The following is a 12,611-nucleotide window of genomic DNA, read 5'->3' as shown; positions in this document are numbered from 1 at the left end:
TATTGTTCCATGCTAAAAATGTTCCATCATGGAAAGACTTTCGTGGACGCGGACGTTGACTCCGGCGCGGACGCTCGCCCTCGGGGTGGCCGCCAGCGCGCTGCTGACCGGGCTCGTGTGGGTGCTGGGCCGGCGGCTGGCGGGGATCGAACTGCTGCCTGACCAGGGCGCCTCCTGGTACTACTGGAAGCTGCCCGAGCCGACGTTCTGGACCCGGTTGTCCGCCTGGACGGGGTACGCGGCGCATCAGGTGGCGTTCTGGGGGCTGATCTACTACGCGCAGACCCGCGTCCGCCGCTACGCCGCCGGGCTGCACCCGGTGAACGTGGTCGCGCTGGCGGTCAACGCCGGTTTCGTCGCGCTGCACACGGTGCAGACCCACCTGTTCTACGACGGGCTCGCCCAGGACGTGTCGATCTTCAGCTCGCAGGGCTCGGTGGTGCTGCTGCTGGTCGTCGTGCTGCTGATGGAGAACCGGCGGCGCGGGATGTTCGCCGGGAAGCCGGCGCCCCTCGGACGGCAGGTGGTCGACGTCGCCCGCCGCTACCACGGCTACCTGTTCAGCTGGGCCGCCGTCTACACCTTCTGGTACCACCCGATGGAGGCGACCGGCGGCCACCTCATCGGCTTCTTCTACATGTTCCTCCTGCTGCTGCAGGGCAGCCTGTTCCTGACCAGGGCGCACACCGCGCGCTGGTGGACGGTCAGCCTGGAACTGATGGTCGCCGTGCACGGCACGCTGGTCGCGGTCATGACGTCGGGGCCGGACGGGGCATGGCCGATGTTCCTGTTCGGCTTCCTCGGCGTCTTCGTCCTCACCCAGATGCACGGGCTGGGGCTGTCCGCCGGGGTGCGGTGGGTGCTCGCCGCCGCCTACGTGGGCGCGGTGGTGGTCGTGTACGCGCTACGGGGCGAATTGGGGGCCGCCGCCGGTGAGGTGGTGAGGATCCCGCTGATCGAGTACGCCCTGGTCGGGGTGCTGGCTCTGCTGGTCTGGCTGGTTCTGTGGGCCGTGGCCGGGGCTCGCGGGCGGCGGACACGGGAGCGCGGTCTGCCGGTCTCCGAGCGAACTTCAGCGTGAGGCCAGGCGGCGGCATTCCTCCAGGGTGTGGCGGGACAGCTCGTCCCGGACGGCCGGGACGCAGATCGGGGCCATGGACAGGCTCGTCACGCCCAGCCCCACCAGCAGCGGCGCCAGCAGCGGATCGCCCGCCGCCTCACCGCACACGCCGACCGGCTTGCCCAGCGCCTGGCCGGCCTCCGTGCACAGGGCGATGAGCTTGAGCAGCGCCGGCTGGCGCGGGTCGAGGAGGTCGGCGAGGCCCGGGTGCTGGCGGTCGGCGGCGAAGGTGTACTGGCTGAGGTCGTTCGTGCCGATGCTGAGGAAGTCGAGCTCCGCCAGCAGTTCCTCGGCCTGCAGGGCCGCGGCCGGGACCTCGATCATGGCGCCGACCCGGGTGAGGCCGCGGGCGCGGGCGCGGCGGGCGAAGTCGGTGGCCTCGGCGACGGTGGTGACCATGGGGGCCATCACCCAGGGTGCGGCGCCCGTGCCGCGCGCCGCCTCGGCGATGGCGTCGAGCTGCGTGTCGAGGACGTCCGGCAGCACCCGGTCCACGCGCAGGCCGCGGATGCCGAGCGCCGGGTTCGGCTCCGGCGGGAGCCCCAGGAAGGGGAGGGGCTTGTCGGTGCCCGCGTCGAGCGTCCGCACCACGACGAGCGGGGTCCGGGCGAACACCTCCGCGTACGCCGCCACCTGCTCGTCGAAGGACGGCGGCTGCCGCCGTTCCAGGAACAGGAACTCGGTGCGGAACAGGCCCACCCCCTCGGCGCCGCCGGCGTCGGACCCGAGGTCGGCGGCGGAGCCGATGTTGAGCAGCAGCTTGACCGGGTGACCGTCGGAGGTGCGGCCGGGGCCGGTGCTGCCGGCCAGCCGGACCCGCTCGCGGCGGTCGCCCTCCACGACGTCTGCCGCGTCCTCCGAGGTGAGGCCGACGGTGACGTCACCGGTGCGGCCGTCCACCGAGACGACCGTGCCGTCCGGCACGTCGAGGACGCCCCGGCAGGCGACGACGGCGGGCAGCCCCCGGCTGCGCGCCAGGATCGCGGTGTGGCTGGTCGGGCCGCCGCGCTCCGTCACCAGCGCCAGCACGTCCGCGCCGAGTCCCGCCGTGTCGGCGGGCGACAGATCCTCGGCGACGAGCACGTACGGGCGGCCGGGGGAGGGGACGCCGGGCATGGGCAGGCCCAGGGCGGCGGCCACCGCCCGGTGCCTGAGGTCGTCCAGGTCGGCCGCCCGTTCGGCCAGGTAGCCGCCGAGCGCCGCGAGCGTCTCCCGGTGGCCGGCGAACGCCGCGTCGAGGGCGTGCGGGGCGTCGCGGCCCTCCCGCGCGTGCCGTTCGGCGTCCTCGCGGAGCATCGGGTCCTCGGCCATCATGGCGAGCGCGTCGAGGACCTCCGCGGCGGTGGCGTCGGAGGTGTCCGCGGCGCGGCGCCGCAGGTCGGCCGCGACCGCCTCCAGCGCCTTGGCGATCGTCGCCACCTCGGCGGCCGGGTCGGCCACCGGCCGGGCGGCGGGCAGCGCGGGCGGGCCGGCCATGCGGACGACGGGGCCGGCCGAGCGGCCCGGGCTGACGCCCAGGCCGCTCAGCCGCCGCCGGGACGGGCGGGCCGGTTCAGGCATCAAGGGTCTCCTCCGCGTCGAGGTCGCGTGCGAGCAGGGCGGCAAGCGCGTCCAGCGCCTCCTCCGCGCCGGGCGCGTCCGACTCCAGTGTCACCTCCGTACCCCGCGAGGCGCCCAGCGACAGCACCCCGAGCATGCTGGTGGCCGGGACGGTCCGCTCGCCGGCCCTGACACGCACCGGCACGCCGAGCCGCACCGCCTCCTGGACGAACAGCTTGGCGGGACGGGCGTGCAGGCCGCTGGCCGAGGCCACGGTCACCGTTCGGTGGTGCAGACTCATGCGATCCTCCTCAGGGCTCGATCGTGACCTTGATGGCCGCGCCCCGGCTGACGAGGTCGATCCCGTCGAGCACCCGGGTGAGCGGCAGCCGGTGGGTGATGAGGTCGGCCACCGGCACCCGGCCGTCGGCGATCAGGCGGAGGGCCTCGGCGTTGTGGGCGGGGCTGGAGCCGTTCGCGCCGACGATGGTCAGCTCGCGGTAGTGCACCAGGTTGGAGTCCAGCCGGATGATCGGGTCATCCTTGGGCAGCCCGCCGAAGAAGCTGATCCGGCCCTGCCGGGCCGCCATCCGCACGGCCTGCTCCTGGGCGACGCCCGAGGCCGCGGCGGTGATCACCACGTCGGCGCCGCGGCCGCCGGTGAGCTTGAGCACCTGTTCCACCGGGTCGGAGTCGATCACGGCGTCCGGCGTGACCAGGTCGGCCGCCATCGCCAGCCGTTCGGCGTTGACGTCCACCAGGAACACCCGGGCCGCGCCGCGCGCCCGCGCCAGCCGCACGTGCAGGCAGCCGATCGGGCCCGCGCCCATCACGACGACGTCGTCGCCCGGGCCGACGCCCGCCAGCGTCTGGCCGTTCAGCACGCAGGCGAGCGGCTCGGCCACCGACGCCTCGGCGAACCCGACGCCGTCCGGCACGGCGTTGACACCGCCCACGGCCAGCACCTTGGCCGGGACGACCATGTACTCGGCGAAGCCGCCGTCGTAGTGGTAGCCCATCGACTCCTGGTCCGGGCAGACGGTCAGCCGGTCGCGCCGGCACTCCGCGCAGGTGCCGCACGGGATGGCGGCGATCACCTGGACGCGTTCGCCGGTGTCGACCACCTCGCCGGCGATCTCGTGGCCCATCACCCGCGGCGGGCGGATGTGGTGGTGACCGAACTTGAAGATCTTCGCGTCGGTGCCGCACGTCGAGCAGTTGCGGACCCGGATCTTCAGCTCGCCGGGGCCGGCGACCGGCTCCGGCGCATCCTCCACGCGGATGTCGCCGGGTGCGTGGAATCGGGCGACCTTCACGTCAGCTCCTTGATCACTTGGTGGACCTCTGTCGCCTCGCGCAGGTTCCTGGCGCGTTCGGGGTCGAGCAGGATGTCGGCGAGGGCGGCCAGCAGGGGCACGTGGCCGTCGCCCCTGGCGGCGATGCCGACGCACAGGGTCACCCGCTCGCCGTCCCAGTCGACGCCGCCGGGGAAGCGCACGACGCAGATCGCGTCCCGCCGGACGACCTCCTTGGCGGCGGCCGTCCCGTGCGGGATGGCGACGCCCTCGCCGACGTAGGTGGAGATCGAGCGCTCGCGCTCCAGCATGGCCTCGACGTACGACTCGGCGACCGCGCCGACCTCCACCAGGACGCGTCCGCAGCGGCGGATCGCCTCGGCGCGGTCGGCGGCGCTCTCGTGCAGCAGCACGGCGCGCGGGTCGAGCAGGTCCGGCCGCATGGCCGGGGCGTCCGCGGGCTGGTCAGGCATGCACCGTGCCGCCCTTCTTGATCGTGTCGACGAGCCGGGTGACGGCCGGGTCGCCGAGGAAGATCTGGAACGGCACCAGCAGCTTGCCCGGGGCGGCGGCCCGGGCGCGGGCGGCCAGCCCGGCGTGGCAGAGCACCACGTCGGCGTCGGCCGGGATGGAGTTCACCGGGGTGTGCTCGACGGTGACGCCGGTGTCCCTGAGCTGCTTGCGGAGCTGGGTGGCCAGCATCACGCTGCTGCCCATCCCCGCGTCGCAGGCCACGATGATCTTGCGGATGTCCTTGCTGTCGATTCCGGTCATCTGGTCAAGCCTCCTTGGATACGGATCGGGCCCGCGGCTCGCGGTCGTCCTGCTCGGGGTCATGGTCGTGGTCGTGCGCTACGGGCGCCGCGGACGGCTCCGGCTCGGCGGCAGTCCCGGCGGGCTCCGGGGCGGGCTCCTCCTTCTCGCCGCGGCCGAAGCCGAGCAGGACGGCGGCCACGGCGAACGTCACGGCCGTCGCGACGACGATCCCGAGGATCACGCCGAACCAGCCGCCCTTCGGGGTCACCGCCAGGTAGGCGAAGATGCTGCCCGGTGACGGCGTCGCCACCAGCCCGGCCCCGGTGACCATGAACGTGAACACCCCGGCCGCGCCGCCCGCGATGACGGCCAGGATGAGCCGCGGTTTCATCAGCACGTACGGGAAGTAGATCTCGTGGATGCCGCCGAAGAAGTGGATGATCATCGCGGGAGCGGTGCTGGGACGGAGCCCGCGCGGCCCGAACATCAGGTACGCCAGGAGCAGGCCCAGGCCGGGGCCTGGGTTCGACTCCAGCATGAACAGGATCGACTTGCCGTCCTTGAGCGCCTCGGTGACGCCGAGCGGACCGAGCACTCCGTGGTTGATGGCGTTGTTGAGGAACAGCACCTTGGCGGGTTCGACGAGCACGGAGGCCAGCGGCAGCAGGCTGTGGCTGATCAGCCACCCGACCGCGTCGCCGGCGGTCTCGGTGATCTCTCTGACGACGGGGCCGATGGCCCACATGCCGGCCACGGCCATCGCGCCGCCGACGATGCCGGCCGTGAAGTTGTCGACGAGCATCTCGAAGCCGGCCTTGGTCCGCTGCTCCGTGAACTTGTCCACATATTTCAGGATCAGGGCCGTCAAGGGGCCGATGATCATGGCACCCAGGAACATCGGGATGTCCGACCCCACGATGACGCCCATCACGGCCACCGCGCCCACCACCGCGCCGCGCTGGCCGTGGACCATCCGGCCGCCGGTGTAGGCGATGAGGACCGGGAGCAGGGTGGTGATGATCGGGCCGACCATCTTGGCGAGCTGCTCGTTCGGCAGCCAGCCGGTCGGGATGAACAGGGCCGTGATCAGGCCCCAGGCGATGAACGCGCCGATGTTCGGCATGATCATGCCGGCCAGGTGGCCGCCGAGCCGCTGGATGGTGGCCTTGACCCCGGTTCCGTAGACCGGGGGCGTGTACGTGTCGGCCATGGTGCTCCTTCAGGGATGCGCGGGCTCCGGAGTGGGTGGTTCGGGCAGGGGGGTGGTGCCGGAGGGAGCCGTGGAGGGGTGACCGGGCTCGGAGGGGGCGGCGGACCGGCGGTCGGTGGAGGCCGGGGCACCGGAGACGTGCTCGGGTGAGCGGGGTTCGGCGGGGACGGAGGTGAGGGGGCGGGCGGGGTCGGGCGGGCCGGTGCGGACGCCGTCGCGGTGGATGTCGGCCGGGCCGGGCACGCGGCTGCCGGGCATCCCGACCGCCGCCGCCCCCCAGGCCAGCGCCTCCACCAGGGCCGCCTCGCCGCTCGCACCGCCCGCGAGGAACCCGGCCAGCATGGCGTCACCCGCGCCGACCGAGCTGCGCCGCTCCGCGACCGACGCCTCGCCGTACCAGATGCCGCCGTCCTCGACGAGGACGGCGCCGTCGGCGCCGAGGCTGGCCAGCACGGTACGGGCGCCCGCCGCGCGCAGCCGGAGCGCGGCCTCGACCGCGTCGCCGACCGTGCGGATCGGCATGCCGGTGGCGGCGGCCAGCTCGTCGGCGTTCGGCTTGACCAGCGCGGGCCCCGCCGGAACTGCGGCGACCAGGGCGGGCCCGCTGGTGTCGACGGCGACGTGGATGCCCGCCCCGGCGAAGCGCCGGCACAGCCGGGCGTAGACGTCGGCGGGCACCTCCGGCGGCAGGCTGCCGGAGGCCACGACCCAGTCGGCCTCGTGCGCGGCGGCCAGCACCGCGTCGGCGATCGTGTCCAGCTCGGCGGCCGACAGCGCCGTGCCCGGCTCGTTGATCTTGGTGATGGTGCCGTCGGGTTCGGCCAGCGTGACGTTCGACCGGGTGACGCCCGAGACGGGCACGGTGACCATGTCGAGCCCCTCGTCGGCGAGCAGCCGGACGAGCTGCCTGCCCTCGTCGCCGCCGAACGGCACGACGGCCCGCGAGGCGACGTCGTTGGCCAGCAGCGCGCGGGAGACGTTCACGCCCTTGCCGCCGGGGTCGAGGTGCGCGGCGGCGGCGCGGATCACGGCGCCTCTGGCCAGCGCGGCGATCTCGATGGTGCGGTCGAGGCTGGGGTTCAGCGTGAGGGTGAGGATCATGCCCGGACCACCTCGGGGCCCGCCGCCGCCAGGTCGGCGGCCAGGGCCGGATCCACACCCGAGTCGGTGATCACCACGTCGATCTCGCTCAGCTCGGCGAACCTCGCGAGGTAGGTGTTGGTGAACTTCGTGTGGTCGGCCAGCAGCACGCTGCGCTGCGCCGCCCGCACCATGGCGCGTTTGATCGCCGCCTCCGCCGGATCGGGCGTGGTCAGGCCCTTGGCGACCGAGCAGCCGTTGGTGGCCATGAACGCCACGTCCACGTGCAACTGCGCCAGGGGCTGCAGCGCCCAGTCGTCCACGGTGGCCAGGGTGCGGCCGCGCAGCCGGCCGCCGAGCAGGATCACGTGGAGGTTGGCCCGAGAGGCCAGCGCGATGGCCAGCGGCGGTGAGTTGACCACCACGGTCAGCTCGCGGTCGGCGGGCAGCACCTGCACGAGGCGGCCCGTCGTGGTGCCCGCGTCGATGATGACCGAGCCGTCCTCGGGCAGCTCGGCGAGCGCGGCCTTGGCGATGCGCTCCTTCTCCCCGGTCATCACCTCGTCACGGGCGGCCAGCGCCGGCTCGAACCCCAGCCGCTCCACGGGGATGGCCCCGCCGTGCACCCGGCGCAGCACGCCGGCCCGCTCCAGGGCGGTGAGGTCGCGGCGGATCGTCTCGGTGGTCACGTCGAGACCGTCGGCCAGCGTCACCACGTCGACCCGGCCCGCCGCCCGCGCCCTGCGGAGGATCTCCTGCTGCCGCTCCTCGGCGTACATGATGTTGGTTCACCGCCGTTTCCGTTTGGTTTCATCTGTGTTTATATCCGCTTATGTGGGCGCGTCAAGGTCTGGTAGGTATAGCGCATGCAAAGCAAGCCGTGGGCCGTCATGGCCGCAGCCGTCCCCCTCGCCGTCGGATGCCTCCACGGCTCGCCGGCCGCCGCCTTACCGGCGCGGGGCCCTGCCGGGCAGCAGCAGGCCGCCGCCGTGGCCCCGCACGTGCCCCCGCGCGTGCCGGCGGGCACCACGGCGGCATGGGTGGTGTTCGACCGGAGGGCCGGCTCCGCCGGGAAGATCGTCGCGGCGCGGAACGCGCACCGGAAGTACCGCTCCGCGTCCGTGGTCAAGATCCTCATCGCCCTCGACTACCTGGAACGGCGCACGACCGTTCCGGCGGCCGACGCCCGGCTGCTCAGGGAGATGCTGCGGTCCAGCGACGACGCCGCGGCCACCACGCTGTGGTCCCGCTCGGGCCGGGGCGCGATCATCACGCGGACCGCGCGCAGGCTGGGCCTCGCCGACACCGCCCCGCCGCCCGCGTCCCACCCCGGGTTCTGGGGCTACACCTCAATCAGCGCGTACGACATCGTGCGCACGTACCGCTACCTGCTCGACACGGCCGAGCCGCGGGTGCGCGAGACCGTCCTCGGCCACCTGCGGCGCGCGACGCCGTGCGGCAACGACGGCTTCCACCAGTACTTCGGCATCCCGAGCGCGGTGCCCCGGCCGTGGGCGGTCAAGCAGGGCTGGTCAGGGTTCGGCACGGTGCCGCCCACGCGCTGCGCCGCCTCGGCGGCGGGCGGCTCGACGGGCGGCCCGGCCGGCGGCCGGGTGGCGGGCGCGGCCATGGGAGGGTCGGTCTCCGCGGTGGCGCGGCGGGCGGCCGGGACCGGCGTGCCCGACTACGGGCGTCCCGTCCTGCACTCCACGGGTCTGACCGGCGACGGCGACCGCTACGTGATGGCCGTGCTGACCGCGCACCCCGCCGGCGGCTCGTGGAACGACTCGGTGCGGCGCGTCAACCGGCTGACGGTGGACCTCTACCGAGGGCTGTCCTAGGGGCGTCTCGGCCATGGCGGACCAGCTTTCCAGGAGCTTAAGGTCGTCCACCGAGGCGCCGGGGGCGGCGCTGTAGGTGCACACGGTCAAGCCCTCGTCCCTGGGCAGCTCCATCACCTCGTGCGTCGGGAGGTCGGTGCTGACAGCACCGGGGTGCATCCGGCGGTCCGTGGTACCGGATCACGGGCTGGCGGGGTGGGAGCCGAGGTCTCGGACGGCCTGTGCGAGCGCGCGGATGAGGTCGGTTTCGGCTCCACTGCGCCAGACCAGCGCGAACGGCGGAGCGTCCATGTCGCGAACCGGTAAGTAGACGTGTCGGGTCGCATCCAGTACCGAGTCATGTGAGCGGGGAAGAGGTTGACGATCTCCTCCAGACTGATCAGGGTGAGGATCTCCTCGGAGTTGCGCACCAAGGGGCCACGTTCATCAGACGGCCCGCGCGGGTGTGGGGTGGGACGAAGCTGTTCGCCTAGTAGTCCGGCCTCGATTCAACAGGGGAGTGCTGGAAATCACCGAGCACCTCCAGCGAGACCAACGTGCGCCGGGCAAGCCTGTGATCGGCCGCGACCGCCAGCACCCGCGGCTCAGCGAACACGATCGGGCCCACGGTGAGATCGGGTTCCTCAACCGGCAGCCAGCAGACCAGGACATCGACCTCGCCGCGGCGCAGCACGGAGAACGGGTCCACGAAGGACGCCTGCTGAACCTGCAGCTTCCACCAGGGATGGCGGGCGCGGAAGACATCCCAGTAGGGACGCAGGTCATGGGCATTGATGGACAGCATGCCGACGCGGAGCACAGCGGTGATGCCGCGAGCAGCCAGGCGGGCCCGTTCCAGACTGTCGCGTAGACCGGGCGCAGGTCGTCGCGGAGTTGGCGGCCGAGGGGGGTCAGGCTGATACGGCGGCGGTTGGAGCGGTCGAACAGCGGGGCGCCGAGGCCGGGTTAAGCGTGCGAAACGACCCCGCCAGGGGTCGCAAAAGATTTTCAAGTCTGGTGGTCACCTCTGCCTGCGCCGCAACGTCAATGCGGTGTCGGCCCCGACGGGGCCGGTGACCTATGACCTCCCTTCTTGAAGGAGCAGCATCATGCAAGCGCGTATGACGAACCCTGCCTACGTCCTGCCCGACGGGCTGAAGGGCATCGGCACCATGTTCAAGGCCATCAACCAAGGCGGCATCAGCCACGAACTGCAGGAGATCGTCGCTCTGCGCGCCAGCCAGATCAATGGCTGCTCGGCCTGCGTCCACGCCCACAACCAGAACCTCATCAAGGCCGGGGAGAGCGTCGAGCGGATCGGGGCGGTGGCCGCCTGGCGGGAGGCGCCGTTCTTCACCGACGCCGAACGCGCCGCGCTGGAGCTGACCGAGGCCGTCACCCGGCTGGCCGACCGCTCCGGCGAGGCGGTCAGCGACGAGTTGTGGGACCAGGTCGCCGACCACTACGACGAGAAGCAGATCTCGGCGCTGCTGTTGCTCATCGGAGTGACGAATATGTTCAACCGGCTGAATGCCGCCATCAAGGAACCCGCCGGCACCTCCTGGAACTGACGCACCGGAAGGGAAACCCACGATGAGCGATCTCGACATGACGGCGATGTATGCCATGCACGACGCCCTGCGCCGCGAGCTGGCACACATCACCCGCGTCACCGCCAAGACCGGCGACGAGCCGCAGCGCATCTTGCGCACCGCTGCCGGCTGGCACATGTTCAAGAAGTCCCTGCACATCCACCACACCGCCGAGGACGACGCGTTGTGGCCGGCGCTGCGCCAGAGTCTGGCCGACCGGCCCGACGACCTGGTGCTGCTGGAGGTGATGGAAGCCGAGCACGCTGCCATCGACCCGCTCATGGGGGCGATCGATGCGGCCCTGGCCGACCCCGATGCCGACTGGGGCCGGCTCGGCGATCTCACGGACGCGCTGGCCACCGGACTGGCCGCCCACCTCAAGCACGAGGAGGACGCGGCGATCCCACTGATCCAGCGGACCGCCACCGCGCAGCAGTGGGCGCACTTCGGTCAGGTCCATGGGCAGCGGATCGGCCCTGACGCACCCCGGTTGATCCCGTGGCTGCTGGAAGGCGCCGACGAGCAGACCGTGGCGACGATGCTGGCACCGCTGCCCGAGACCGTCCGCGCGGCGTACGCCGCCCAGTGGCAGCCGGCGTACGCCTGTCTCGACCGCTGGAGTGCCGAATCATGACGGCCATCGCGCTGGTCACCGGAGCCACCCGAGGAATCGGCCACGCGACCGCCCGGCTGCTGGGCGAGCGGGGCGTCACCGCGATCGTCGGCGCCCGCGACGACGTACACGGCAAGGCCGCCGCCGAACCGCTGGGGCTGCCGTACGTGCGCCTGGACGTCACCGACGCCGGCAGCGTCCGAGCCGGCCAATGCTCAACTTGGCGTACTGCTCCTCCAAGGCCGCACTGAACATGATCACCGTGTCCTATGCCAAAGAACTGTGGGACACCCCGATCAGGGTCAACGCTGTCGACCCGGGATGGGTCAAGACCGACATCAACCATGGCACCGGCATCAAGAGCGTCGAGCAGGGCGCCGCACCGATCATCACCATGGCGCTCCTGAACACCGACGGCCCCACCGCCACCTTCGTCCAGGACGAAGGGGCGCTCCACTGGTGAACCCCTGAGAGCCTGCTGGCGAAGGCTTAAGTGCTGGCGGGCATAACAGGGGCTAGCTAGCCGGTCCTGCCGACAGCCGCCGGTCCTGCCGACGGCCGGCCGCCCGGCGCGGAAGCCCTCTCCTTTGTCGAGTCGGCCGTGTCCCCTGCTCGTCTCCCACTCGACCTCGATCGCTCATATATTGAGACGAAACTTCTCTCATCATGAGATGATCGGTAGGGTGCGGGTGTACGGACGAGGCCGAAGGAGTTCTGATGGACGCCGTCTACACCCATGGGCACCACGAGTCGGTGCTGCGCTCGCACCGGTGGCGCACGGCCGGCAACTCGGCCGCCTACCTGCTGCCCCACCTCCTGCCGCACATGAGCGTGCTGGACGTGGGCAGCGGCCCCGGCACCATCACGGCCGACCTGGCGACCCTGGTCCGCCACGTCACCGCGTCAGAGGTCACCGCGGAGGCGCTGGAACTGGCGCGGGCCGAGGTGACGGCCAGGAAGCTGGCCAACGTCGACTTCGCGGTCGCCGACGTGCAGGCCCTGCACTTCGCCGACGACACGTTCTGCGTCGTGCACGCCCACCAGGTGCTCCAGCACGTGGGCGACCCGGTCGCGGCGCTGCGCGAGATGAGGCGGGTCACCAAACCCGGCGGGATCGTCGCGGCCCGCGACAGCGACTACGCGGCCTTCGCCTGGTATCCGCGGCTGCCCGCGCTGGACGACTGGATGGAGCTCTACCAGCGGATGGCCCGCGGCAACGGCGGCGAGCCCGACGCCGGACGGCGGCTGCTGTCCTGGGCCCGCGCCGCCGGGTTCGACGACGTGACGGCCACCGCGTCGGTCTGGTGCTTCGCCACGCCCGAGGACCGGGCCTGGTGGGGCGACATGTGGGCCGAGCGCGTGCTGCGCTCGCAGATGGCCCGGCAGGCGCTCGACCGCGGCGCCGCCACGGAGGAGGACCTGCTGCGGATGTCCGAGGGGTGGCGGGAGTGGGCGGCGGCCGGAGACGGCTGGATGTCGATCACACACGGCGAGGTCCTCTGCCGCGCGTGAGAAGGAGCTGCCGCGCGTGGGGGAGAACTGCCGCGCGTGAGGGGGGAACGGCCGGGCCTGCCGGTCGCGGTGGT

The 12,611-nt window shown here is 72.4% G+C and carries 16 protein-coding genes; 7 read left to right on the top strand and 9 right to left on the bottom strand.

Annotation, left to right across the window (positions count from 1 at the left end):
* Positions 1-28: 28 nt before the first annotated feature.
* Positions 29-1,081 (top strand): hypothetical protein, encoded by a 1,053-nt coding sequence (locus tag ACGF0J_RS13605; RefSeq protein WP_393145345.1) that lies wholly within the window; start codon positions 29-31, stop codon positions 1,079-1,081.
* On the opposite strand, the gene ptsP is transcribed toward ACGF0J_RS13605, so the two are convergent.
* The 8 genes from ptsP to ACGF0J_RS13565 are packed head-to-tail and all read right to left on the bottom strand — an operon-like array spanning position 1,073 to position 7,779.
* Entirely contained in the window at positions 1,073-2,680 is a 1,608-nt protein-coding gene (ptsP, locus tag ACGF0J_RS13600; RefSeq protein WP_393145343.1) for a phosphoenolpyruvate--protein phosphotransferase, read from the bottom strand. The genes ACGF0J_RS13605 and ptsP overlap by 9 nt on opposite strands.
* On the bottom strand, positions 2,673-2,960 hold the full coding sequence (locus ACGF0J_RS13595) for an HPr family phosphocarrier protein (protein ID WP_393145341.1): 288 nt from the start codon (positions 2,958-2,960) through the stop codon (positions 2,673-2,675). Before ACGF0J_RS13595 ends, ptsP begins: the two co-directional genes overlap by 8 nt.
* A gap of 10 nt (positions 2,961-2,970) precedes the next feature.
* Positions 2,971-3,975 carry a zinc-dependent dehydrogenase gene (locus ACGF0J_RS13590; protein WP_393145339.1) on the bottom strand — a complete coding sequence of 335 codons (1,005 nt, stop codon included), beginning with the start codon at positions 3,973-3,975 and terminating at the stop codon, positions 2,971-2,973.
* A complete protein-coding gene (locus tag ACGF0J_RS13585) occupies positions 3,972-4,427 on the bottom strand; it encodes a PTS sugar transporter subunit IIA (protein ID WP_393145337.1) in 456 nt (151 codons plus the stop codon). The genes ACGF0J_RS13590 and ACGF0J_RS13585 overlap by 4 nt, the downstream gene beginning before the upstream one ends.
* Positions 4,420-4,728 carry a PTS lactose transporter subunit IIB gene (locus ACGF0J_RS13580; RefSeq protein ID WP_393145335.1) on the bottom strand — a complete coding sequence of 103 codons (309 nt, stop codon included), beginning with the start codon at positions 4,726-4,728 and terminating at the stop codon, positions 4,420-4,422. The genes ACGF0J_RS13585 and ACGF0J_RS13580 overlap by 8 nt, the downstream gene beginning before the upstream one ends.
* Before the next feature lie 4 nt (positions 4,729-4,732).
* Entirely contained in the window at positions 4,733-5,920 is a 1,188-nt protein-coding gene (gene mtlA / locus ACGF0J_RS13575; protein ID WP_393145333.1) for a mannitol-specific PTS transporter subunit IIC, read from the bottom strand.
* Between the two features lie 9 nt (positions 5,921-5,929).
* Entirely contained in the window at positions 5,930-7,021 is a 1,092-nt protein-coding gene (gene pfkB / locus ACGF0J_RS13570; protein WP_393145331.1) for a 1-phosphofructokinase, read from the bottom strand.
* Positions 7,018-7,779, bottom strand: coding sequence for a DeoR/GlpR family DNA-binding transcription regulator (locus tag ACGF0J_RS13565; RefSeq protein WP_393145329.1), 762 nt, complete (start codon positions 7,777-7,779; stop codon positions 7,018-7,020). Before ACGF0J_RS13565 ends, pfkB begins: the two co-directional genes overlap by 4 nt.
* Positions 7,780-7,866: 87 nt before the next feature.
* Between ACGF0J_RS13565 and ACGF0J_RS13560 the strand changes: the two genes are divergently transcribed.
* Positions 7,867-8,841: a hypothetical protein gene (locus ACGF0J_RS13560; protein WP_393145327.1), complete on the top strand. Its 975-nt coding sequence runs from the start codon at positions 7,867-7,869 to the stop codon at positions 8,839-8,841.
* 469 nt (positions 8,842-9,310) lie between these two features.
* Here the strand turns inward: ACGF0J_RS13560 and ACGF0J_RS13555 are convergent, their stop codons facing one another.
* Positions 9,311-9,625: a LysR substrate-binding domain-containing protein gene (locus ACGF0J_RS13555; RefSeq protein WP_393145325.1), complete on the bottom strand. Its 315-nt coding sequence runs from the start codon at positions 9,623-9,625 to the stop codon at positions 9,311-9,313.
* Between the two features lie 304 nt (positions 9,626-9,929).
* Here ACGF0J_RS13555 and ACGF0J_RS13550 point away from each other — a divergent pair, with 304 nt between their 5' ends.
* The 5 genes from ACGF0J_RS13550 (at position 9,930) to ACGF0J_RS13530 (ending at position 12,537) form a co-directional block, all read left to right on the top strand.
* Complete coding sequence (locus ACGF0J_RS13550) at positions 9,930-10,391, top strand: carboxymuconolactone decarboxylase family protein (RefSeq protein WP_393145323.1); 462 nt, start codon at positions 9,930-9,932, stop codon at positions 10,389-10,391.
* A gap of 22 nt (positions 10,392-10,413) precedes the next feature.
* Positions 10,414-11,046 carry a hemerythrin domain-containing protein gene (locus ACGF0J_RS13545; RefSeq protein WP_393145321.1) on the top strand — a complete coding sequence of 211 codons (633 nt, stop codon included), beginning with the start codon at positions 10,414-10,416 and terminating at the stop codon, positions 11,044-11,046.
* A complete protein-coding gene (locus tag ACGF0J_RS13540) occupies positions 11,043-11,276 on the top strand; it encodes an SDR family NAD(P)-dependent oxidoreductase (RefSeq protein ID WP_393145319.1) in 234 nt (77 codons plus the stop codon). Before ACGF0J_RS13545 ends, ACGF0J_RS13540 begins: the two co-directional genes overlap by 4 nt.
* 11 nt (positions 11,277-11,287) lie before the next feature.
* On the top strand, positions 11,288-11,488 hold the full coding sequence (locus ACGF0J_RS13535; protein WP_393145317.1) for a hypothetical protein: 201 nt from the start codon (positions 11,288-11,290) through the stop codon (positions 11,486-11,488).
* A 254-nt stretch (positions 11,489-11,742) separates the two neighbouring features.
* Positions 11,743-12,537, top strand: coding sequence for a class I SAM-dependent methyltransferase (locus tag ACGF0J_RS13530; RefSeq protein WP_393145315.1), 795 nt, complete (start codon positions 11,743-11,745; stop codon positions 12,535-12,537).
* Positions 12,538-12,611: the final 74 nt, after the last annotated feature.

Origin of the sequence: Nonomuraea sp. NPDC047897 (genome assembly GCF_043204415.1) — a bacterium.
Taxonomy (GTDB): domain Bacteria; phylum Actinomycetota; class Actinomycetes; order Streptosporangiales; family Streptosporangiaceae; genus Nonomuraea.
The sequence above is the reverse complement of the archived record's forward strand: the minus strand, read 5'-3'. Positions and strand labels throughout refer to the sequence as shown.

Excerpts from the sequence above, each read along its gene's own strand:
- mtlA (WP_393145333.1), bottom strand. The coding sequence starts at position 5,920 with ATGGCCGACACGTACACGCCCCCGGTCTACGGAACCGGGGTCAAGGCC.
- ACGF0J_RS13555 (WP_393145325.1), bottom strand. The coding sequence starts at position 9,625 with ATGCTGTCCATCAATGCCCATGACCTGCGTCCCTACTGGGATGTCTTC.
- ACGF0J_RS13545 (WP_393145321.1), top strand. The coding sequence starts at position 10,414 with ATGAGCGATCTCGACATGACGGCGATGTATGCCATGCACGACGCCCTG.
- ACGF0J_RS13605 (WP_393145345.1), top strand. The coding sequence starts at position 29 with ATGGAAAGACTTTCGTGGACGCGGACGTTGACTCCGGCGCGGACGCTC.
- ACGF0J_RS13540 (WP_393145319.1), top strand. The coding sequence starts at position 11,043 with ATGACGGCCATCGCGCTGGTCACCGGAGCCACCCGAGGAATCGGCCAC.
- ACGF0J_RS13585 (WP_393145337.1), bottom strand. The coding sequence starts at position 4,427 with ATGCCTGACCAGCCCGCGGACGCCCCGGCCATGCGGCCGGACCTGCTC.
- ACGF0J_RS13560 (WP_393145327.1), top strand. The coding sequence starts at position 7,867 with ATGCAAAGCAAGCCGTGGGCCGTCATGGCCGCAGCCGTCCCCCTCGCC.
- ptsP (WP_393145343.1), bottom strand. The coding sequence starts at position 2,680 with ATGCCTGAACCGGCCCGCCCGTCCCGGCGGCGGCTGAGCGGCCTGGGC.
- ACGF0J_RS13595 (WP_393145341.1), bottom strand. The coding sequence starts at position 2,960 with ATGAGTCTGCACCACCGAACGGTGACCGTGGCCTCGGCCAGCGGCCTG.
- ACGF0J_RS13550 (WP_393145323.1), top strand. The coding sequence starts at position 9,930 with ATGCAAGCGCGTATGACGAACCCTGCCTACGTCCTGCCCGACGGGCTG.
- ACGF0J_RS13580 (WP_393145335.1), bottom strand. The coding sequence starts at position 4,728 with ATGACCGGAATCGACAGCAAGGACATCCGCAAGATCATCGTGGCCTGC.
- ACGF0J_RS13565 (WP_393145329.1), bottom strand. The coding sequence starts at position 7,779 with ATGTACGCCGAGGAGCGGCAGCAGGAGATCCTCCGCAGGGCGCGGGCG.
- pfkB (WP_393145331.1), bottom strand. The coding sequence starts at position 7,021 with ATGATCCTCACCCTCACGCTGAACCCCAGCCTCGACCGCACCATCGAG.
- ACGF0J_RS13530 (WP_393145315.1), top strand. The coding sequence starts at position 11,743 with ATGGACGCCGTCTACACCCATGGGCACCACGAGTCGGTGCTGCGCTCG.